Origin of the sequence: Pseudomonas sp. FP2300, from assembly GCF_030687595.1 — a bacterium.
Lineage (GTDB): Bacteria > Pseudomonadota > Gammaproteobacteria > Pseudomonadales > Pseudomonadaceae > Aquipseudomonas > Aquipseudomonas bijieensis.
On the sequence record NZ_CP117440.1, the window covers coordinates 3,583,088 to 3,605,478 of the forward strand.

Below are 22,391 nucleotides of genomic sequence, written 5' to 3' on the forward strand. Positions count from 1 at the left end.
GGGCGATGACTTGTTGCAGCGCCAGGCAAAAAGCGTCCAGTCGAGCTTCGTCGCTAAAGGCCAGGGTGGTGTGCAGCAGGTAGGTGTCGCCTTCGTCTTGCAACAAATAGTGAAAGAACAGGCCTTCCTGCAGCGGCGCCAGGGGATAGATGTCCTGCACGTTGGCCGCGCCGCCCTCGACGCTGGCGACGATGCGATCGATCTGCGCCTGGGTCAATTCCACCAACGGCAACAACTCAGGCGTGATGTGGGTGCAGCCCAACGGCAGGGACGCTCCCAGTACCTCGGGATCATGGCTGGGGGGCGTTTCGCGGTGCGCCAGCGCCGTGGCCAGTGCGGCGATGGTGGGCGCACCGAACAGGGTGCGAACATCAATGGCCCAGTCTTCGGCACGCATGTGTTCGACCAGTTGCACCGCCAGCAGCGAGTGTCCACCGAGGGCAAAGAAGTTGTCCTGGCGCCCCACGCGCGGCACGCCGAGGACCTGGGCCCAAAGCTCGGCCAGGCGGGTTTCCACTGGCCCTTGCGGCGCTTCGTAGCGTTGTTGGGCGAAATGATTTTCGTCGGGTTCGGGCAGGGCGCGACGGTCCAGCTTGCCGTTGGCGGTCAGGGCAAAACTGTCCACTTGCACGAAGGCTGCTGGCAGCATGTAGTCCGGCAGCACGGCGGCCAGGCGCGTGCGCAATTCGCTCGGTTCCTGGGCTGTGGTGGCGGTGAAATAGGCCAGCAAACGTTGCTGGGCATCGGCCAGGACCACGGCTTCGCTCACCTCGGGCAAGGCCTTGAGCTGCACTTCGATCTCGCCCAGTTCGATGCGAAAGCCACGGATCTTGACCTGGAAGTCGTTACGTCCCAGGAACATCAGCACACCGTCGGCGCGCCAGCGAGCCAAGTCGCCGGTGCGATACAGGCGCGAGCCCGGCTGGAACGGGTTGGGCACGAAGCGTTGTTCGCTCAGTTGCGTCTGGTTCAAGTAACCCAGGGCCAACCCGTCGCCGCCGATGTACAGCTCGCCAGCGACACCGATGGGCAGCGGACGGCGCTGTTCGTCGAGCACGTAGACCTGGGTGTTGCCGATGGGTTTGCCAATCGGAATATCGCCGTTCAGAGCGTCTTCAAGGGTGATGCGGTGGGTGGTGGCAAAAGTAGTGCTTTCGGTCGGCCCGTAGCCGTTGAGCAGGTGTTGGGGCGGCGAGTGGCGCAGCACCTGGGCGATGCGCCGAGGGTCGAGCACATCGCCGCCGACCATCAGGTAGCGCAGGTTGCGAAATGCCGGGGCCAAGGGTTCGGCAAACTGATGAAAGAGCCCGGCGGTGAGCCACAGCACGCTGACTTCGTGGTGCAGCAGATGCTCATTGAAACGCGCAACGTCGAGCAGGGTATCGCGTGGGCAGACCACCAGGCAGCCGCCGTTGAGCAATGCGCCCCAGATCTCCAGGGTGCTGGCATCGAACGCCGGGTTGGCGGCCAGGGCAATCCGGTCCTGGGCGTTGAACTCGGCGAAACCGTTGTTGCGCACCAGCCGGGTAACCGCACGGTGGGGGACTTGCACACCCTTGGGCGCGCCAGTGGAGCCGGAGGTATACATGATGTAGGCGGTCGCTTCGGCAGACACCGAGGGATGCTGGCGCGGCGTGGCGAGAGAGCCCTGGGCCAGGGTGTTTTCCCAGGCTGCCAAGGCCAGGTGTCGGACCGTCGGCTCGAGCACGCTCGAGGGCGGTTCGTCGGTGAGCAACCAGGCACTGCCGCAATCGTGCAGTAGGGTACGTTGCCGCTCCAGCGGGGTGGCCGTGTCGATGGGCACATAGGCTGCGCCGTTTTTCAGAATCGCCAGGATTGTCGCGACCAGACGCGGGCCACGGTCCAGGCGCAGGGCCACCCGATCACCCGGTCGCACGCCGTGTTCGGCCAGCCAGTTCGCCAGTTGTTCGGCGTAATGGTCGAGCTGACGATAGCTTAGCGAGTGGTCGCCATCCTGCACCGCCGTCGCCTCGGGGCGGCGCTGTACCTGGGCCTCGAATAACGTGTGTAGCGACTCGCTTGACGGGTAATCGAGGGCGCTGGCATTGAAGGCATGCAGCACGTGTTCGCGCTCGGCTGCGCCGAGAATCGACAGCCCATCGAGGGGTTGCTGGTCATCGTCGACCATGGCCTGCAACGTGGCGCACAGGGCCTGCCAATGCCGCTGCACGGTGCTGGCCTCGAACAGCGCCTTAGCATAGGTCAACCGACCGCCAATCACGCCGTCGCGTTCGTGCAGGTTCAGGGTCAGGTCGAATTTGGCGCTGTCTTCGTCGGTGCTCAGCGGCGTCAATTCCAGGGCGCCCAGCGCCAGGCTCGGTTGCGGAGCGTTCTGCCAGGCGAACATGACCTGGAAGATCGGGCTGTGGGCCAGCGAACGGCTTGGATTCAAGGCCTCGACCAGATGCTCGAAGGCGACCTCCTGATGGGCCTGGGCGTCCAGCGCGGTGCGCCGCACCTGGGCGAGTAATTGCGCAACCTGACCGGCCTCGTCGAGCCGTACACGCAACGCTTGGGTGTTGACGAAAAAGCCGATTAGCGGCTCGACTTCGGCACGGGTCCGGTTCGCCAGCACCGAGCCGATCACCATGTCATTCTGCCCGGACAACCGCGCCAGCACGATCGACCAGGCGGCCAGGACGGTCATGAACAAGGTGCTGCCGTGCCGGTCGCTCAGCTGTTTGATGGACTGGACCAAACCTGCGTCGATGCTGACTTCCAGGCTGGCACCGGTGAAATCCTGGTGCGCCGGACGTGGCCGGTCCAAGGTCAGGTTCAACAGTGGCGGGGCGTCTTCGAGCTGGGTGCGCCAGTAAGCCAGTTGTTCGGCGATTCGTTGCGCCTGGCGCGGTGAGCGTTGCCACAGGGCGTAGTCGGCGTACTGGATGGCCAGCGGCGGCAGCGGGTCGGCCTGGTCCAGGACAAAGGCCCGGTACAGTTCGGTCAGTTCGCGGGTGAGTACCCCCAGCGACCAGGCATCACCGACGATGTGGTGCAAGGTGACCAGCAGGACGTGCTCCTGTTCGGCCAGGCGCAACAGGCGCGCGCGAATCAACGGGCCGCGCGCCAGGTCGAATGGCGCCTGTGCTTCGGCGGCGCAGCGGGCCTGGAATATCGCCTGTGGCTGGCCGCGCAGGTCTTCGTTGGGCATGACGAAGGCCTGCGGTGGGTCGATGACCTGGACCGGTTCACCACCTTCGGACACGAAACGGGTGCGCAAGGCTTCATGCCGCTCAACGATGCGTGACAGTGCCGCGCGCAATGCCGATTCGTGTAACGCTCCGCGCAAATGCAGACCACCGGCCATGTGGTAGGCGGCGCTGGCCTGGGCATCCAGGTGGGCGATAAACCACAAGCGTTGCTGGGCAAACGACAGCGGCAGCCGTGCGGGCCGCGCAACGGCCGGGATGGGCGCCGCACCGTATTGTCCGGACGCGGCCAAGGCTTCGATAGCCCGGGCCTGACGCTGCAGGGTTGGCTGGTCGAACACGCAGGCCAGCGGTAGCTCGATCCGCAATTGCTGACGCAGTTGGGAAATCAACTGCACTGCCAGCAGCGAATGGCCGCCGGCTTGGAAGAAATGCTCGTCCCGACCGACCCGTGGCAACCCCAACAAGCGGCTCCAAATGGCCGCCAACTGGATTTCCAGTGGGTCCTGGGGCGGTTCAAAGTGCCCGGCCGCGCCATGCTCGGGAACGGGCAGGGCGCGGCGATCGAGCTTGCCATTGGGCGTCAGCGGCAAGGCCGACAAAGCTACGTAAGCGCTGGGCTGCATGTACTCCGGCAGGCCAGCGGCCAGGGCGTCGCGCAGTTGCACCTCGGACACCGACACGCCTGGCTGGGCCACCCAGTACGCCACCAAGCGTGGATCCCCGGCCACCTCTTCCCGAGCGATCACCACGGCGTGCTGCACGCCCGACACCCGGCCCAGGGCCGCTTCGATTTCCCCCAGCTCGATGCGATAGCCACGCACCTTGACCTGGAAGTCGTTGCGCCCCAGGTAGAGGAGCTGACCCTCGGCGGTCCAGCGGCCCAGGTCTCCGGTGCGGTACATCCTTGCGCCGGGCTGGGTGGCGAACGGGTCCTCCAGGAAGCGCTCTGCGCTCAGTGCTGGCCGATTCAGGTAGCCACGGGCGACCCCGGCGCCGCCGATATAGAGCTCCCCGACCACGCCCAGCGGTACCAACTGCCGATGGGCATCGAGGATGTACACCTGGGTGTTGTCCAGCGGCCGTCCGATACCGGGCACGAAACCCTGCTCGCGGCTCATCGATACCCAGGTCGAATACGTGGTGGTTTCCGAAGGACCGTACAGGTTGCACAGGCGCTGCACCGCGCTGTGGGCGAACACTTGCTCGACCAGGCTCTGCTTGAGGGGCTCGCCGGCCAGGTTGACCACACGCGTCGAGGCCGGGATCGCCTGGGCACCGACCAGCGCGTCAAGCGCCGAAGGCACGCTGTTGATTAGCGTCACCGGCACCGGGCAGTCGAGCAAGGCCAGGGCATTGCGGGCCACGTGCAAGGTCGCGCCAGCGGCCAGAGGGACGAAATACTCGAACACCGCCAGGTCGAAGTTGATCGAAGTGGCAAACAGGCTGTCCCGCAGGCTGACCGCGTCGAATGCGTGCAGCGCCCAGTTCAGCAAGTTGCAGGCGTTGCGGTGCTCGATCATCACGCCCTTGGGTGTGCCCGTGGACCCCGAGGTATAGATCACGTAGGCCAGGTGCGCGCTGGTCAGGCCCAGGCTAGCAGGGTCGGGGTTGTCGCTGGGGAATTCGGCCAGGCTGGCCTGAGTGTGGGGGGCGTCCAGGCACAGCAGCTCGCAACCGCTGGGCGCTGGAACGCTGGATTGCAGGGCGCGAAGTGTCAACAGTGCCCGCGGCGCGCTGTCTTCGAGCATGTGCAGCAAACGTTCCCGAGGATACGCCGGATCCAACGGCACATAGGCGGCGCCGGCCTTGAGAATCCCGAGCAGGGCGATCAGCAGGTGCGGGCCGCGTTCCAGACAGATCGCGACACGGCTGTCGGGCTCGACCCCGGCCTGCAATAGACAGTGCGCCAACCGGTTGGCCTGGGCATTGAGCTGCCCATAGGTCAGCGGACTCGAGCCATCGGCGGCCTCGAAACGTGCGGCGATGGCTTGTGGTTGCCGCTCGGCCTGTTGCTCCAGTGCCAGGTGCAGCAAGCCCGGGCCAGGAAGGGCGCGGGTGGTGGCGTTGAAGGTGCGTAACAGCCGTTCCTGTTGCGCACCAGGCAACACCGAAAGTTGGCACGCCAGGGTCTGTGGATGCCGTTCGAGGGCCTCCAGCAGGTTCTGCAGCGCTGTGTTGAGCCAGTCGAGCACCGGTTCGGCACCAACCTGGGCGTCGATTTGCAGGCTCAGCGAAAAACCTTCGCCCAGATCGTCCACCGACAAGTTGAATGGGTAGTTGGTGCGTTCCTCGCCCCCCAGTACGCGCATGCCGGCCAGCATTGGGGCGTGCTCGGTGGCAGCGCTATGCCGGTAGTTGAGCAACGCCGAGAACAGCGGCGTGCCACTGGGCAAGGCACTGCAACGCTGGGCCAGGCCGAGGGGCGCGTGCTCGTGGGCAATCAACCGACTGAGCAGCGCGTGGGTGTCGCGCAGCGCCTGTTCCACCGGCACCGCCAGGCGCACCCGCAATGGCAGGGTATTGATGAACAGCCCCATGGCGGTCGCGGCTTCGCCGGCGCCGAGCAAACGACCGAACATCACCGTGCCGAACACCACGTCGTCGCGGCCGCTGGTCTTGCCCAGGACCAGGGCCCAGGCCAGGTGCAACAGACTGGCGCTACTGACGCCCAGGTTGCGTGCGAGCAGACGGATCCGGCGACTCAGATCGATCGCCAGCGGTGCCTCCAGGGTCTGGACCTGGCTGCCATCGCCGCGTACGTCGAGCAGCCCGCACGGTGCGGTGGGTTCATCGATATCGCCCAGCAGCTCGGTGAAGAACGCGGCATGTTGCGCTTCGCTCAGCCCCAGGCGAGCGCGCAGCACGAAATCGCGGAACGGCTGTGGTGGTTGCAGTTCGGCCAGCCGACCTTGCTGGATCGCCGCGACCTCCCGAACCAGCCGTTCCAGCGAGGTGTGGTCCATCACCGCGTGGTGGTGCAACAGTTGCAACAGCCAGCGGCCGGCGCGTGGGTCCTCGGCGGCCACCGCGCGCATCAAGGGCGCCTGGCGCAGGTCCAGGCGCTGCTGCCGTGGATCGGTGTGGGCGCGCAATGCAGCCTCGACATCGGCCTGGGCGGGGTTGATCAGCTCCAGCGTCAGCGGCGCCTGGCGCCAGACCACCTGCACCGGTTCATCGAGGCCCTCCCAGGCCAAGGCGGTGCGCAGGATGTCATGGCGGGCGATGGCTTGGTTGAGCGCGTCCATGAAGCGCCGCAAACAGGGCTCGTCGTCGAAGGCCAGCAGCACGTTGAGCAGATAGGTGTCGCCACGCTGTTGGAGCAGGTGATGAAACAGAATACCCGCTTGCAAGGGCACCAGTGGGTAGATGTCCTGGATATTGGCGGCGCCGCCTGGTACGCCGGCGACGATGCTGGCGAGCTGGGCTTCGTCCAACTGGCAGAGGTCGAACATCGCCGGGGTAATGTGCGTGGTGCCCTTGGGCAATCCGCTCTCGAGGGGCGGTAGTGCGACAGGTTGGCGCAAGGCTTCGATCAGTGCCGGTTTGTGGCTGCGCAGCAGCGCGATCAGCTCCTGGTCGGCCAGGACCTGGTCGTCGGCCACCACCGATAATTGATCGCCACGCAATGACAGGGTCACGCCACGTTGTTTGAGCAGAGCCAGCAGTTGAGCCGCAGTCACAGGAGCATCTCCTTCAAAGGGGTAGTGGCCGCGGCCAGACCTGCCAGGGTCGGGGCGGTGAACAGTTGGCTGATATCCACCCGCAAGCGGTGTTGGCGCATGCGTTCGACCAGACTCATGGCGATCAACGAGTGACCGCCCAGGGCGAAGAAATTGTCGTGGCGACCGACCCGCTCGACATTCAGCAGCTCGCACCAGAGCGCCGCCAGGGTGATCTCCACCTCGCCTTGGGGGGCTTCATAGTGCGTTTGCACGTAGGCCTGGGCGTCAGGTTCAGGCAGGGCGTTGCGGTCGAGCTTGCCGTTGGCGGTCAGCGGCAGACTGTCCAGGCGCACATACGCGCTAGGCAGCATGTAATCGGGCAAGCGTTCACCGAGGGTGGTGCGTGCCTGGCTCGGGGTTGGCAGGGCCGAGCCCTGAAGGTAGGCGACCAGGCGCGTCACGCCATGGCGGTCGGCGCGCCCCACCACCACGGCCTGGCGCACGCCGGGCAGCGCCAGTAGGTGGCTTTCGATTTCACCCAGCTCGATGCGGTGCCCATGGATCTTCACTTGAAAGTCCGTGCGCCCCAAGTAGCTGAGGCTGCCGTCCAGCTCCCAGCGTCCGAGGTCGCCGGTGCGATAGAGCCGCGCGCCCGGCTGGCGGGTAAACGGGTCGACAATGAAGCGCTCGCGGGTCAGGTCCTCGCGTTGCCAGTAACCACGGGCCACGCCATAGCCACCAATATGAATTTCCCCTGCCACCCCCAACGGCGCGCGTCGGCCATGGCCATCGAGCACCTGCACCTGGGTATTGGGCAGCGGCTGGCCGAGGCTTGGCTGCGAATGGTGATCGAGCCAGGCGCTGGTGGTGTCGACCGTGCATTCGGTGGGGCCGTAGACGTTCAACACCCGTACCTCGTGCTCGCTGGCCAACTGCGTCCACAACTCGCTGGGCACTGCTTCGCCGCCGAGCAGGATGCGCCGCGGCAACGGTACGGCCGATGCCAGCGTTTGTCGGTGCTTGAGCAAGGCCTGCATCTGGCTTGGAGTGCAATCGAATACAGTGACCTGCTGGGCGCTCAGGTAGCCGAGCAAGGCGCCGGCATCCAGGCGCACACGTTTGGGGACCAGTACCAGGCAGTGGCCGCTCAGCCATTGGCAGAGCTGCTGCACCGAGGCATCGAAGGCGACCGAGGCGTTGAGTGAGCAGCGTGTGCCGGGCGGCAGATCGTCCAGGCGTTGGCGCAACCCGGCCCAGAGGTTGAGCACCGAGCGGTGTTCGACCATTACGCCTTTGGGCTGTCCGGTGGAACCGGAGGTGTAGATCAGGTAGGCCAGGTCGCTGGGTTGCTGACCCAGCGCGGCGCCATCGGGGTTGTCTGCGCAGGCCTGTTGCCAGGCCGCGAGCCCTTGCGATTGTGCATCGAGGCTGAGCAACGGTCCGCCGTCGAAAGACGGTAGCCGGTCGCGCAGGTGTTCCTGGGTAAGCAGGGCGGCCGGGGCGCTGTCGCTGAGCATGTAAGCCAGGCGTGTCACCGGGTAGTCCGGATCCAGCGGTACATAGGCGCAACCGGCTTTCCACACGGCCAGCAGGGCGATCGCCAGATGGGCCTCGCGTTCCAGGCAGACCGCGATGCGCTGGCCGCGCTGTATACCCATCGCGAGCAGATGATGGGCCAGGCGATTGGCCTGTTGGTTGAGCTGACGAAAGCTCAGGGCCTGGTGTTCGTCGATGACCGCCAGGGCGTCCGGGCTGCGCGCGGCCTGTTCGGCAAAGCGTTGTTGCAAGGTCGCGTCGGGGGCCTGCGCGGCGAGCGGTGGGTTGAGGCGGTCCAATTGCGCCTTTTCTTCGTCAGGCAGCACGCACAATTGCAGCACGGAGGTATCGCCGGCTTGCTCCAGCGCTTCCACCAACGCAACCAAGGCTTGTTGCATGAACCCGACGAGCCGGGCCGGGGCGTGTCCGGGGTGGGTCTGGGCGGTCAGTTGGAAACCTTCGCCCAGGTCGTCCACCGCCAGGTTGAACGGATAATGGGTGCGCTCTTCGCTGTGCAACAAGCTCATTCCCGGCATGGCCTGGCGCAGGTTCGCCTGCTCGGCATGGCTGTAGCGGTAATTGAACAACGCGCTGAACAGCGCGGTGCCCGCCGGCATGGCGCTGCAACGCTGGGCCAAGGCCAGCGGGGTCTGCTCGTGGCTCAGCAAACCGTTCAACGCATGCTGCACCCGGGCCAGCACTACCTGCACACCGTCATCCAGGCGCACGCGCAACGGCAAGGTGTTGATGAACAGCCCCACGGTCCGGTCCGCGTGGGCTCCGGCCTGCAGGCGCCCGAACAGGACCGTGCCGAAGACCACGTCATCGCGCCCGCTGAGGTGACTCAAGACCAACGCCCAGGCCAAGTGACAGACACTGGCCGCGCTCACCCCGTGGGCGCTGGCCTGTTGACGCAAGCGCCGCGCCAGTTCGGCTGGCAGCGCTTGCCGGTGTTCCAGGGCCTGCCAGCGCGGATCGGTTTCCAGGTCGATGGCAAAGGGCAGGGTGGGTTCCTCCAGGTCGCCCAACTGTTCGCTGAAAAATGTCCGCGCAGCCGCCACGACGTGCGCCTGTCGCGCCTGGGCCACCAAGCCGCGGGTGCTGGTGGGTGGCGGCAAGTCCGCCTGGCGGGCGCCTTCGATCAAGGCGATCTCCTCGATCATCAGCTCCAGCGAGGTGTGATCCACCACTACGTGATGATGCAGCAGCAACAGCAACCAGCGCTCATGGACGGCATCGAACGCCACCCGCGCCTCGATCAGCGGTGCCTGGCACAAGTCGAGCCGGTAATGGCGGGGATCGGCGCTGGCCTGCAATTGCCCGGCGACGTCGTCACCGCTGAACAACAGACGACGAGGCACGAAGGCCACCTGGCGCAAGACCACTTGCAGGGGTTCGTCCAAGTCTTCCCAGAGCACCAGGGTACGCAAGGCGTCATGCCGGGCGATGACCTGCTCCAATGCGGCGCAAAAGCCTTGCAGGTATGCCTCGTCGGTAAACGCCAACAGGCTGCGCAACACGTAGCGATCCCCGGCGCTTTGCGCGCGATGGTGATAGAGCATGCCTTCCTGCAAAGGGCCCAGCGGATAGATATCCTGGATGTTGGCGGCACCGCCGGGGACCCGGGCCGCGATCAGGTCGATCTGGGCCTGGGGCAACTCGACCAGGTCGAGCATCGGCGGGGTGATCCGTGAGCAAGGGGTAGGAATGCGCGTGACACTGGCTTCAGGCGCGGCGCCAGTGCCGAGTGTCTCCAGGCGCTGGGCCAAGGTGGCGAGGGTCGGACGTTCGAAAATGCTGCGGATGTCCAGGTCCCAGCCGTTGCGCCGCAGTTGTTCAAGCAGTTGTACCGCCAACAACGAGTGCCCGCCGAGGCTGAAGAAGTCATCCTCGCGACCGATGTCCGGTTCACCGAGTATCTGCGTCCAGATCGCTGCCAGGCGCCGTTCGGTGTCCCCGCGAGGCACCTGTTTGGCGTGGCCAGCGGACACTGCGGCAGGCGCTGGCAAAGCTTGGCGATCGAGTTTGCCGTTGGGTGTCAGTGGCAGGTGAGTCAGGACGACACATGCGCTGGGCAGCATGTAGTCCGGCAAACGGCTTTCCAGATGAGCGCGGACTTCGGCCAGATCCGGGGCAGGGCTGGCGGGGTCATGGGGCACCAGGTAGGCGACCAGGCGCGAGTCGCCGGAAGGGCCGGGTTGGGCCAATACCACCGCTTCGCGCAGGTCCGGCATGCCGAGCAATTGGGCTTCGATCTCACCCAGTTCGATGCGAAAGCCGCGTACCTTGACCTGGAAATCGTTACGCCCCAGGTATTCCAAGTGACCATCGGCACGCCAGCGCCCCAGATCACCCGTGCGGTACATGCGCGCGTCGGGCGCGGTGACAAAAGGGTCGGGTAGAAACCGCTCGGCGCTCAGCTCCGGCCGGTTCAGGTAGCCGCGCGCCACGCCCGCGCCGCCTATGTAGATTTCCCCGGCCACCCCCAGTGGCACCGGCTGGCGATGCCGATCGAGCAGGTATACGCGGGTGTTGTCCAGCGGTCGGCCGATGCCGGCTACGTAGCCTTCTTCGCGACGCATCGACAGCCAGGTCGAGTAGGTGGTGGTTTCCGTCGGTCCGTAGAGGTTGCAAACCCGACGCGTGGCGCTCTGGGCGAACAGTTGTTCCACCAGGCGCGCCTTGAGCGGTTCGCCGGCCAGGTTGACGACTCGGGTCGCGCCGGGGATGGCGCCGATCCTGAGCAGTTCCTCGACCGCCGAAGGTACGCTGTTGATCAGCGATACGGCGCTGGGCTGCGAAACCAGGGCCAAGGCATTGTCGACCAGTTGCAGGGCCGCGCCGGCGGCCAAGGGGACAAAGCATTCGAACACCGCCAGGTCGAAATTGATCGAGGTGGCGAACAGGCTGCGTTGCAGTTCATCCGTCTCGAAGCTGCGCAGGGCCCAGTGCAGCAGGTTGCAGGCGTTTCGGTGTTCGATCATCACGCCCTTGGGCAGTCCGGTCGAGCCGGATGTGTAGATCACATAGGCCAGGTGCGCCGCGTGCAGGCCGTTGACGTCGGGATTTTCCATCGGCAAGGCGGACAACTGCGCTTGCAACGCCGGGTCGTCCAGCTCCCAGCGCTCGGTCATCGGCGTGGTCGGTAGCCGACCTCGAAGTGACTGGCTGCTCAGGACCATGCGCGGCGCGCTGTCTTCGAGCATGTGCAGCAGGCGTGCCGGCGGGTAAGTAGGGTCCAGGGGCACGTAGGCGCCGCCGGCCTTCAAGATGGCCAGCAAGGCGACCAGCAGGTGCGGGCCGCGCTCCAGACAGATCGCCACCCGATCATCGGGGCGCAGTCCGGAGGCCAGCAAGGCATGGGCCAGTTGGTTGGCCTGGCGGTTGAGCTGGCCATAGGTGAGCGTCGTGATACCGGCGGTTGCGGTTGCAACATACGCGACCACGGCGTCGGGGCGCAACGCGGCCTGCTGTTCGAAAGGTTGTTGCAGCAGGGTGTCGCGTGGGTGCGGCTGATGGGTCGCGTTGAACCCTTCCAGCACCTGTTCGCGTTGCCTCGCGGGCAAGCTGTCGAGTGTGCAGGCAAGGGTCATCGGCGCCGTTTCCAAGGTCTGCGCAACCACCGACAGGGCTTGGACCATATGCGCCAGGACCGCTTCGGCGCAGACCGAACGCTGGATTTGCGCGGTCAGGGCAAACCCGTCGCCCAAGTCATCGACAGACAGGCAGAACGGGTAGTTGCTGCGTTCCTCGCTGCCCAGCACCTGGATGCCTGGCAGGTTGAATTCCGGGCGTGCCGAGTGCTGGGCCTGGCTGTGGCGGAAGTTCAGCAGGGCCGTGAACAGCGGCGCCTGGGCCGGCAAGGCGCTGCAACGTTGTGCCAGGGCCAGGGGCGCGTGTTCATGGGCGAGTAATTCGATCAGCCGTGTATGGATCTGATGCAACGCAGTGTGCAGCGGCGTGTCGAGGTCGATGCGCAGTGGCAGGGTGTTGATGAACATGCCCAGGGCCCGATCGACCTGCTGGCCCCCGGTGAAACGCCCGAACAGCACCGTGCCGAAGACGACGTCGTCACGGCCACTGGTCTTGCCGACCAGCATCGCCCAGGCCAGGTGGAACAGGCTGGCGACGCCCACCCCTTGGGTCTTGGCCAGGCGCCGCAAGCGCAGGGACAAGGCCGGTTCGAGCTGACACTGCGCCTCGCGATTGTCACGGCCCGTGCCTTGGATATCGTGCAGACCATAGGGCAGGGTCGGCTCGTCAACGTCGCCAAGCAGTCGCTGGAAATATGCCTCGGCACTCGCTTGACGCCGAGGCTCGCGGGCCTGGGCCACGAACGGGCGAAATGGCACGCTAGGCGGTAGCCGATGATCGGGATCGAGCATCAAGGCGCGGACTTCGGCAAATAGCAGGCCCAGGGTGGCATGGTCGATGGCCAGGTGGTGGTGGACCAATTGCAACTGCCACTGTTGCCGGGGTGCGTCGAAGCGCGTGAACGCCTGCGCCAACGGCGCGCGACGAATGTCCAGTGCACGCTCGGCAAAGGTTTCCCCATCGGTGAGGTGGACCACGGGCAGACGGGCAGTGCGCCAGACCACTTGCACCGGCTCGTCCAGGCCCTCCCAGAGCACCCCGCTGCGCAGGATGTCATGGCGGGCAATCACTTGGTCGAACGCTGCGATGAACCCCTGCAGGCGCTCGCGGCTGTCGAAGGCGAGGGTGGCTCGCAGCAGGTAGGCATCGTCCGTGGGCTGCAGCAAGTGTTGGAACAGCAGGCCTTCCTGCAACGGCGCGAGGGGGTAGATGTCCTGCACGTTGGCGATGCCGCCGTCGACGCTGGCGACGATGCGATCGATCTGCGCTTGGGGCAGGTTCACCAGCGGCACATGTTCTGGGGTGATGCGGACACAGTGCGGCGGGATGGACGCTGTTACCGGTTCGCCGGCCTCGACGGGCTCGCCGGGGTGTTCCAGCGCCAGGGCCAGGTTGAGCAAGTTGCTGGCGTTGAACAACGTTCCGACATCCAGGCTCCAGCCCTGTACGCGTAATTGTTCGACCAATTGCACCGCCATCAACGAGTGCCCACCGAGGGCAAAGAAGTTGTCCTGGCGCCCCACGCGCGGCACGCCGAGGACCTGGGCCCAAAGCTCGGCCAGGCGGGTTTCCACTGGCCCTTGCGGCGCTTCGTAGCGTTGTTGGGCGAAATGATTTTCGTCGGGTTCGGGCAGGGCGCGACGGTCCAGCTTGCCGTTGGCGGTCAGGGCAAAACTGTCCACTTGCACGAAGGCTGCTGGCAGCATGTAGTCTGGCAGCACGGCGGCCAGGCGCGTGCGCAATTCGCTCGGTTCCTGGGCTGTGGTGGAGGTGAAATAGGCCAGCAGACGTTGCTGGGCATCGGCCAGGACCACGGCTTCGCTCACCTCGGGCAAGGCCTTGAGCTGCACTTCGATCTCGCCCAGTTCGATGCGAAAGCCACGGATCTTGACCTGGAAGTCGTTACGCCCCAGGAACATCAGCACACCGTCGGCGCGCCAGCGAGCCAGGTCGCCGGTGCGATACAGACGCGAGCCCGGCTGGAACGGGTTGGGCACGAAGCGTTGTTCGCTCAGTTGCGGCTGGTTCAAGTAACCCAGGGCCAACCCGTCACCGCCGATGTACAGCTCGCCAGCAACGCCAATGGGCAGCGGACGGCGCTGTTCATTGAGCACGTAGACCTGGGTGTTGCCGATGGGTTTGCCGATGGGGATATCGCCGTTCAGGGCGTCTTCGAGGGTGATGCGGTGGGTGGTGGCGAAGGTGGTGCTTTCGGTCGGCCCGTAGCCGTTGAGCAGGTGTTGGGGCGGCGAATGGCGCAGCACCTGGGCGCTGCGCCGAGGGTCGAGCACATCGCCGCCGACCATCAGGTAGCGCAGGTTGCGAAACGCCGGGGCCAAGGGTTCGGCGAACTGATGAAAGAGCCCGGCGGTGAGCCACAGCACGCTGACTTCGTGGTGCAGCAGATGCTCATTGAAGCGCGCAGCGTCGAGCAGGGTGTCGCGCGGGCAGACCACCAGGCAGCCGCCGTTGAGCAATGCGCCCCAGATTTCCAGGGTGCTGGCATCGAACGCCGGGTTGGCGGCCAGGGCAATCCGGTCCTGGGCGTTGAACTCGGCGAAACCGTTGTTGCGTACCAGCCGGGTAACCGCACGGTGGGGTACTTGCACGCCCTTGGGCGCGCCAGTAGAACCAGAGGTGTACATGACGTAGGCGACGTCGCCTGCGCTATTCGTCAGTAGACGACTTGGGCCAGCGGTCGAATCTTCGTTCAAGGCCTCGACATCGATGACCTGGACGCCATCCTTCGGCGCTGGGCTGTCACCTGCGCTGAGCAGCCAAGCCGTGCCGCAATCCATCAACACTCGGGCTTGATGGGCGGCCGGGGCGTCTCGATCGATGGGCACATAGGCCGCGCCGAGCTTCAAGATCGCCAGGATCGACACGATCAGCGACGTGTCTCGAGCCATACACACTGCGACCTTGCTGCCGGTTTCGACGCCACTTGTCGCCAGGTGGCGAGCCAACCGTTCAGCGCGCTGATCGAGCTGGCGATAGCTCAGCGAGTGGTCGCCATCCAACACCGCCGTCGCCTCGGGTCGACGCTGTACCTGCGCCTCGAACAACATATGCAGTGGCTCATTGACGGGGTAGTCACGGGCGGTCGCGTTGAATTTTTCAATGACCTGATGCCGTTCGGTGTCATCGAGCAACGGCCAATCGGCCAGCACCCGGGTGGGGTCGGCGAGCACCTGCTCGGTCAGGTGTTCGAGCCGTCGCAGGTGCGCGGCGATCTGCTCGGCGTTGAACAGCCGCGGGTCGTAGTTGAACTCCAGGAGCGGTTCGGCTTGGGCCTCGTAGTCCCGCAGGTAGATGGCCAGCGGATAACGCTCGTAGCCGTTGTGCCAGGTGCGCAGCGAACAACGCGCCGACCCCAGGTTGACATCGCCGGGGTACTGCTCGACCGACAGCATCAGCTCAAACAGGTGGCCGGGATGTCCGGCCCGCGCGCGTAGCTCGCGATGCAAGGCTTGCAGCGGATAGCGTTGGTGCCGATAGCTGCGCAGGGTCTGGCTGGCGACCTGTTGCACGGTCTGGGTAAAGTTGGCGAGAGGATCGACCGCGACCGCCAATGGCAGCACCGAAGAAAACATGCCCACGGTACGTTTTTGCAAGGCATTGGCGCGGTTATGCACCGGCAGACCGATGACCAGGCGCTCCCGTTGATCGGTCACCCGGCTGAAGTAAGCGGCCAGTAAGGCGCTCAGACAATGGCTCAGCGTAGCGCCCTGGGCTTTTGCCAGCTGGCTCAGAGCATCCAGGCGCCGTGTCCCCAATGGCCAGGTTGCCTGGGCGCTGACAGCATGAGCGGTTGCATTGGGCTGTGGCTGGCGTTGTACGCTCGGCGACCGGGCGGTCTGGAACAACGGTTCCGGCAGCGCCGCAAACTGCTCCAGCCAGTATTCACGGGCCTTGTCGTAGCGCGACGAGCGCAGGTAATCCTGGTCCCTGGCCGCAAAGGTTCGGTAGCCTTCGGCCAGTTCGGGGTCCAGCACCGGTTGTTCACCACGCAGCAACTGATTGTAGGCCGCACTAACGGCCTGGCCGACCAGGCCCACCGAAGTGCCATCGCAGATCAGGTGGTGATACCGGCTGTTCCACAGGGCCTCGGTGTCGGACAACTGAAACCATTCCATGCCCCACAACGGTTGCTCATAAAGTGCGAACGGCGTGCGATTCAGTTGCGTGATAGTGGCCAGGGCCTTGGCGCGTACCTCGGGCTCGCCGCGCCAGTCATGGTAGGCGAAAGGCGCCTCCAGGTCGGTGGCTACCCGCTGCTGCGCATGCCCGTCGCTTTCGCTGAAGATCAGCCGCAACGCATCGTGTTGAGCGATTACCACCCGCACCGCAGCGGCAAATACCGTAAGGTCCACCGCACCGTGGACCTGCACCGTGACGCCGATGTTGTAGGAGGGGATATCGGGCGATAACAACTGGTCGAGCCAGACGGATTGCTGCGTGGAGCTTAACGAAAAGCATCGCGGTTCGATCATGACACGTCCATGTAATGTGAGGGCTGGTGCAAGCTGGTTCCATGAGACTGGAGCCGGCAGTCGCTCGCGGCACATTCCCTTGCCAGAGGAGCGTCAGAAAGGACTGTTCGTTGATGCGACGTCCTATGACTGCTCCGGTTTTTGCCGCGCGCTTAGGCTAGGACGCTATGACTGGGCGGTCAACCGTTGAAAATCGGTAGACGGAGAGAGATGTGATGTCCGATGCGGCCAGCGCTAAAGGCTCAAAGCCCACGGGCTCAAAGGCCCAGTAGACGCGCGCATTCCCTGGAAGATCGCTGTTTTAGCGACCGAAACGTAGGATAATTATTTTGTACATCTCTTACATTTTGTGTGCTGCTTCACCAAAAATCGTTGTTACCCTGCCGCGCCTCAGGCCACACACCCGGGAATCGCAGCCGATCGGGATCACAAATGCCCGCAGGTACAGGATTAGCTCGGTGGTTTCGTGCCGCTGATGTTCGATGCGGCGTTGACCGCTGCCAACCACCTCTTTTGCCGCCAGGCCGGCGCGCTAGTGGGAAACAGCACTTCGTTTGGCCGATAGCGGGCGAGGCCGCAGGCGGCGGCGATGCGCTGGCGTTGCTGGCCGTGGACAAGGGCTTGCTGAAAACTGTGTTCGCTATGGGCCAAACCCAGCATATAACGCGTACCCATCTGGAATTGTCCGCCGTTGGCTTGCCACCATTTTTCGATTGCCTGCGGGTCGGGCCAGGGCAGGTTCTCATCGGGGTCCATCGCGACATTGGGATCTTCAGGGTTGTCGTTCGGGCCCGCATCGAAATCCGGCAGGGCCTGCAGTTCCAGATCAAGCAACGCCAGGTCAGCGCCAGTGATCAGGCTGAAGGCTTCGCCGGCGACCCGGGCAAAGGGCAGGTCGCTCATCTGTTGGATCAACCAAGGCACGCAGACCGGATCGCCCAGCAGCCCAAGGGCCTCGATGCCGATGCGCCGATCCCGGGGATCCTGTACCCACTGGCGTATCCAGGCGATGCTGGGCTCGCGTTCCTGCCAGGCCAGCAGCACACAGAGCGCGCGGTATTGAAATTCGCCCGGTTGTTCGGCGAATGAGCGCAGAGGCTCCAAGGCCTGCTGATCGCCCATTTGGGTGGTGGCCCAGTTGGCCCAGAAGCGCGTGGCGGCGTCTTCATGCTGGCGGTGGGCACGAATCACCGGCAGCAGGTCACGCCGGCGCAGTTCGCCAGCCGTGCGCGCGGCACGTGCCAGCACGCTGGGGTCGGCATCGGAAAGTCCGGCCAGCAGGGCGGGGCCTGGGTCGTGGCGATGCATGCCGCAGGCGGCGAGGCCGAGGCGGCGGAACAGCGGGGCAGGGGCGGCGAGCATGCGCTCGATCCAGGGCGATATCCGCTCCCAGTCGAGCCAGCCCAAGGCCATCAGATAACCGCGCTCCGTTTCCATGGCCGTGCGCAAATGTTCGCTGAGCCGCGACAGCACGTTCGCATCGGCCGCCTCGAAAGCCAGCACCACACTGGCGAACATCTCGCCGATGGCGTGCGGGCCGAGCTGGGCCAATAGAGTTTGCAGGCCGTCAGGGGTTGCGATGCGCAAGCCATCAAGGTGGGCGTCAAGGCGGTTATCGAGTTTGTCGAGGTGCTCGATGTCGTAGTGCGGTGCGCGCAGGGCATAGTCGCGCAGGACCACGAGGAAGCTGGCTTCTTCGGCGTGCTGCTCGACCACCCGGGACAGCGAGTTGTTCATGAACCAAGCATCGCAATGATCAAGGTGGCGGGCAAACTCATGTGTTGTGCGGGCATATCACCCGCTCCCACTGATTGCCATCAAACTTGAGTATGTCGTCAACACCAAAGGAGTACAGCAGTCCATCACGGGCATCAAGTTTATGGGCGCCGGGAGGGGGTATAAGGCCCGTATCGATGTCGAAGAAGTCCTGCCCATCATATCGAACGATGCCGTGCACATGGGAAAGGTACAGATCCCCGTTGTACAGCGCCATGTCCCAGAAATTCATGGTTCTCTCTGTGTCGATGACCTGCCATCGATCGCGGTTGCCTAGCAGCAACAGACCATCATTCCCGCATGCATAAACCTCCTCTTCACTCTTGCACCTTACGCATGACAGCGGGCGATTGGTTGGGGAGTCCAGGGTGCTCCAGTACGATCCGTCGTAGTACAGGATGAGGCCCTTTTCACCCACCGCATAGATATTGTCGTGCGACAGGCCATCCAGGCTTTCCAAGGTTGGAGAGCCTATTTTCGTTCCGGGAGGGCTCATGTTCGTCCATGCACCGTTTGAGTGACGATAAACCTGGGATGACTGGCCGCAGATGTACAACTGGTTCTCGACTTCTCTTATGCAAAGCAGCTCGCCAAGCCGACCTGTTTCGATGCGATGGTTTTCGAACTTTCCTCGAATGTTGTCCAGAGTGAAGTCCGCCGAGCCAGACCTCACATAACGAAGGTTGCCATTTCGTCCAAGCATCCAGAGGCTGTTGTCACTGCGTCTGAAGCAGACCGCCCCGATGACATCGTTGTCTACGTCGTTGTAGACCCAATTTCCATCGAAGCAGAAGGCGACCCTGGACATCTGTTCGTCCGGCAGGGAGTTGTACTGCGCAGGAATAACGATTGTGCCCGGCTTAACAATTAGGCCACAGGTGAAAAACAGGGAGTCTTCATTGTTCATGATGGCATCTCTATATCAAGGGGGCCGGGTTCTTCGGCTTCTTTTCAAGGGCGGGTGCGCGAACTTCCCCCCTGCGCATACTTGATTCCGGGCCAACGCCCAGGTCTGCGTGACCTTTGTCGATCTGAGCCTTCAGGCAGTTTTTATCGCAGCCCGTCTCATCGGCGACCGCTTGGGCCGAGAGGTCACTTATTTGCGCGTAGGTGAAATCATCACGACCGTCCAACATCGCATCTCGTTTGACCACGTACCCCCTACCGATACGTCCATGCTGCATGAGTTTTTCCGTCGGGCCTTGACGAGAGTTGTGGTCAGCGCCCTCTACACATATGCAGGGGGCCTTGTTGTGATCGTATGTCGGGACGAAAGGATCACCACGGACTTTCAGCTTCCCGGTTTTCGGATTGATGGGCCGGGGTGTCGATAAATCTGCTACCGGTACCGGGTGGTGCGGGGTCTTTCCCCCACATTTTGAACAGCGGGTTTTGGGCGAATTTGGTACCAGCATGCATTTGCGTGCTTCACAGCACGCGGGGCTTGTATTGTCGGCGGGGCCGGGTATTGCGCCGCGAGACAATGACTTGGCTGGCGGCGGGCAGGCCGCCTTTACTTTTTCCACGGTGCCTGACTTGACACAAGGGTTGTTGGGGTCGGCCATTGCTACCGCATCCAAATAAGGCCATGCCAGTGTGTTGGACGTTGAACCGTGGTTATGGGTGGTCAGGTCCATATTTCGTACGACGTTTTCAGCTTCAAATTTCACATTCATCGACCAGGCCGTGAAATAGACCTTCCCTTTGATCTTGCCGGTGATGATCCCCTTTTTCGGGGCATTGCCAGCCTCGTCCCCATAACTGGTCTTGAAATAGCTCTTATCCTTGAGCATGGCTTCCTTGCCACTGATCTTAACCGTTCGCGTGCCCTTGGTCGTATCCTTGGCCATGCCGGTATTGGGGTAGGGAATCGGCACCCCCAGCGGGGTGGGCGGGGCCTGGGGCGGGGTGAAGCAGACATCCGGGAAGCAGGCGATCGATTTGCCATCCGCCGCCTTGCAGGAAATTTCCATATTGTTGGCATACACCTCATTCGCCATTACGCAGCCCTCACAGTCTGGTAACTGAGCATCACGGCGGCGCGTTCGCCAGCGTCGTTGCCGAGGTGGCAGAAGATATTCGGTCCTTCGCCATAGCCCTTGCGACTGGCAGCCAGGGCCACGGCGAGCATGGCCGGGCCGATGGCCGCGCCGACTTCGCCAATGCAGTCGGCCGGGTGCCAGAGATGGAAGAACTCCTTGCGCACGCGCAGGGTTCGGCTGAGGGCCAAGGAGGCTTCCTTGAAGTAGTACTGCTCACCGGAGATGTCGGTGAGCCGATAATCCATCTGCTCCAACCCACAGCCGGCTTCGCTCAGGGCTGCGCGCACGGCTTGAGTCAGACCATCGGCGCGCAGGGGAATGTCTTCGGCCTCCACGGTGGCCTTCTCCACGCCGAACCCCAGCCCCATGCAGGCCAGTTGCGGCTCTTCACGGGCGACGGGGGCCGCCAGCACCACGGCGGCGGCGCCTTCGCCGGGGATAAAGCCGTTGGAGTTCTGGCTGGTGAGCAGGCGCTCGCGTTCTTCGAAGGCGGCCAACGTCGATGCGTTCAGAAAAGAGTCGACGCCGGCAATCAGTACGTGGCGATGGCCGCTCTGGTAGATCAGCGTGCGCGCATTCAGCAGGGCCACGGCGGCGCTGACCCGACCACGGGCGATGATGTAAGAGTCCGGATGAAAACGCAGGCCCAGTTCGGTTTCGATAGCCTGCAGCAACCCCTTGTCGAGGCCGGCGAGGCGGCCGGGGCGCTCGGCTTCGGCCAATCCCAGCAGTAGCGGGGTCTTTTCCGGGTCAACCCCAGGGGTGCTCTGTAACGCCTCGGCGATGGCGCGAGCGGCCATCTTGAGCAACTTGGTGCGGCCGCGCCAGGGCTGCTCCAGAGGTACGCTGGCGGCCATCAGCCATTCGCCACCCTGGTCGATGAAACGGGTTTCCTGGAAATTGTCGATGGCGCAGCGGATCGCCGCGCAGCTCGCGGGTGCACTGAGGCCGACAGCGCTGACCATGCCGGAGCCGATGATGCAAAGTGCGGTCATCCGTCCATCTCCTCGGGGGCGCGCCTGGCTTTTACCAGGGAGGAGAGCGACGGGTAGTAATCCTTGCCCAGTTCACGGGCGCGCCACCAACCCGTGGACATTGTGCCAACCAGCACCTGGGCGATCTCGAACAGGTTGCGCCGCAGGGGACGGGAAACACGCCAGGTCAGTTGCACCTGGCGCGCGTCTGTGTCGATCAGCAGGGTGTCGATTACCGCCTGCACAGTCTCATGGCCACCTTTTTTCAAGAAGAACGTCACCGGCACCTCCATTTCAGGGATGCGAAAGCCCGCGCGCTCTTGGGGCGTGAGGTTGAGCAGTAGCACGTCCTCGCCGCCACGCAGGTAAGGAATCTGCTGATCGTCAGGGGCTGCCTGGAAGTAGCGACGGTCGAAATCTTGCGGGAGAAACGGAAAGCAGTCGGCCAGCCAGGCCTCGTCGTAGGTACCGGCGAAACGGGCGCGTTGTGGCCAGCTACGACCGATGGGGCCGAGGGCCATGGGGCGAAAATCGCCGGAGGGGCTGTCGATCGGCTTGCCCAGTTCTTCCGTATTCGGCATTGGCTTGTAAGCGACTTCAGCACTGTCGATGCTGCCTGGAAACCAACCGCAACCGCTTGGATTGTCCGGGTAGCAATGACGCATATCCGGATTCTTGGCCATGGGATGGGAGCCTCCGTAGGCCTGGGCATAGGAGATGTCCTGCTGGGTAAAGGGTTGCGGTAAACCGGGAGATACCCCCAATAGCCCCGGTTGCCATTGTCGGGGGCCGAGGACGGAAAAGGCTTTGCTCATCTGCCCGACGCGAATGCCCGCGGCCAGCTGCGTCACGGGCCGCCCGCCTGGGGCATAGGCCTTGCCGCGTACCAGCACATCGCAGAATGGCTTGACCGGGGCGAAGTCCATTTCCTGCAGCGGGGCGCTGAGGCCCGGCTCGCCGAGGAAGGTGTCGGCCATCAGCAGCGGTTGCTGGGTGTCGGCGAGGGTTGCCGCACGGCCGTCCAGCGGTAAATCAAACGTGCCTTTGGCCACGATCACCAGGGATTCGCGACCATCGGGCTCCAGGCCCTGGGTGTAGGCCGCAAACAGTTTGCTGGCGTTGAGCAGCTCCATGAGTCGAC

7 protein-coding genes (1 of these 7 cut by a window edge) are annotated in these 22,391 nt (G+C 64.1%); all 7 read right to left on the reverse strand.

The genetic code is table 11. The features are described 5' to 3' along the window. A protein-coding gene (locus PSH86_RS15935) for a non-ribosomal peptide synthase/polyketide synthase (RefSeq protein ID WP_305483716.1) crosses the window boundary here: on the reverse strand, nucleotides 1-6,853 show its start. Its footprint begins 10,949 nt before the window's first position; the window shows 6,853 of its 17,802 coding nt (coding positions 1-6,853); its start codon is at nucleotides 6,851-6,853; the stop codon falls past the left edge of the window. Continuing rightward, nucleotides 6,850-16,458, reverse strand: a complete 9,609-nt coding sequence (locus PSH86_RS15940; protein ID WP_305483717.1) for a non-ribosomal peptide synthetase — start codon at nucleotides 16,456-16,458, stop codon at nucleotides 6,850-6,852. The genes PSH86_RS15935 and PSH86_RS15940 overlap by 4 nt, the downstream gene beginning before the upstream one ends. Nucleotides 16,459-16,908: 450 nt before the next feature. After that, nucleotides 16,909-18,195: a TIGR02270 family protein gene (locus PSH86_RS15945; RefSeq protein ID WP_305483718.1), complete on the reverse strand. Its 1,287-nt coding sequence runs from the start codon at nucleotides 18,193-18,195 to the stop codon at nucleotides 16,909-16,911. Nucleotides 18,196-18,232: 37 nt separating this feature from the next. After that, nucleotides 18,233-19,141 carry a hypothetical protein gene (locus tag PSH86_RS15950; RefSeq protein ID WP_163858684.1) on the reverse strand — a complete coding sequence of 303 codons (909 nt, stop codon included), beginning with the start codon at nucleotides 19,139-19,141 and terminating at the stop codon, nucleotides 18,233-18,235. Nucleotides 19,142-19,151: 10 nt separating this feature from the next. Then, nucleotides 19,152-20,234, reverse strand: a complete 1,083-nt coding sequence (locus PSH86_RS15955) for a PAAR-like domain-containing protein (protein ID WP_109754100.1) — start codon at nucleotides 20,232-20,234, stop codon at nucleotides 19,152-19,154. Continuing rightward, nucleotides 20,234-21,271 (reverse strand): hypothetical protein, encoded by a 1,038-nt coding sequence (locus tag PSH86_RS15960; RefSeq protein ID WP_305483719.1) that lies wholly within the window; start codon nucleotides 21,269-21,271, stop codon nucleotides 20,234-20,236. Before PSH86_RS15960 ends, PSH86_RS15955 begins: the two co-directional genes overlap by 1 nt. Next, on the reverse strand, nucleotides 21,268-22,383 hold the full coding sequence (locus tag PSH86_RS15965; protein ID WP_212800869.1) for a DUF2169 domain-containing protein: 1,116 nt from the start codon (nucleotides 22,381-22,383) through the stop codon (nucleotides 21,268-21,270). The genes PSH86_RS15960 and PSH86_RS15965 overlap by 4 nt, the downstream gene beginning before the upstream one ends. Between the last annotated feature and the right edge of the window lie 8 nt (nucleotides 22,384-22,391).

What these genes read in the sequence shown, in the direction of transcription:
- PSH86_RS15940 (WP_305483717.1), bottom strand. Translation starts at nt 16,458, where the DNA reads ATGATCGAACCGCGATGCTTTTCGTTAAGCTCCACGCAGCAATCCGTC.
- PSH86_RS15945 (WP_305483718.1), bottom strand. Translation starts at nt 18,195, where the DNA reads ATGAACAACTCGCTGTCCCGGGTGGTCGAGCAGCACGCCGAAGAAGCC.
- PSH86_RS15950 (WP_163858684.1), bottom strand. Translation starts at nt 19,141, where the DNA reads ATGAACAATGAAGACTCCCTGTTTTTCACCTGTGGCCTAATTGTTAAG.
- PSH86_RS15955 (WP_109754100.1), bottom strand. Translation starts at nt 20,234, where the DNA reads ATGGCGAATGAGGTGTATGCCAACAATATGGAAATTTCCTGCAAGGCG.
- PSH86_RS15960 (WP_305483719.1), bottom strand. Translation starts at nt 21,271, where the DNA reads ATGACCGCACTTTGCATCATCGGCTCCGGCATGGTCAGCGCTGTCGGC.
- PSH86_RS15965 (WP_212800869.1), bottom strand. Translation starts at nt 22,383, where the DNA reads ATGGAGCTGCTCAACGCCAGCAAACTGTTTGCGGCCTACACCCAGGGC.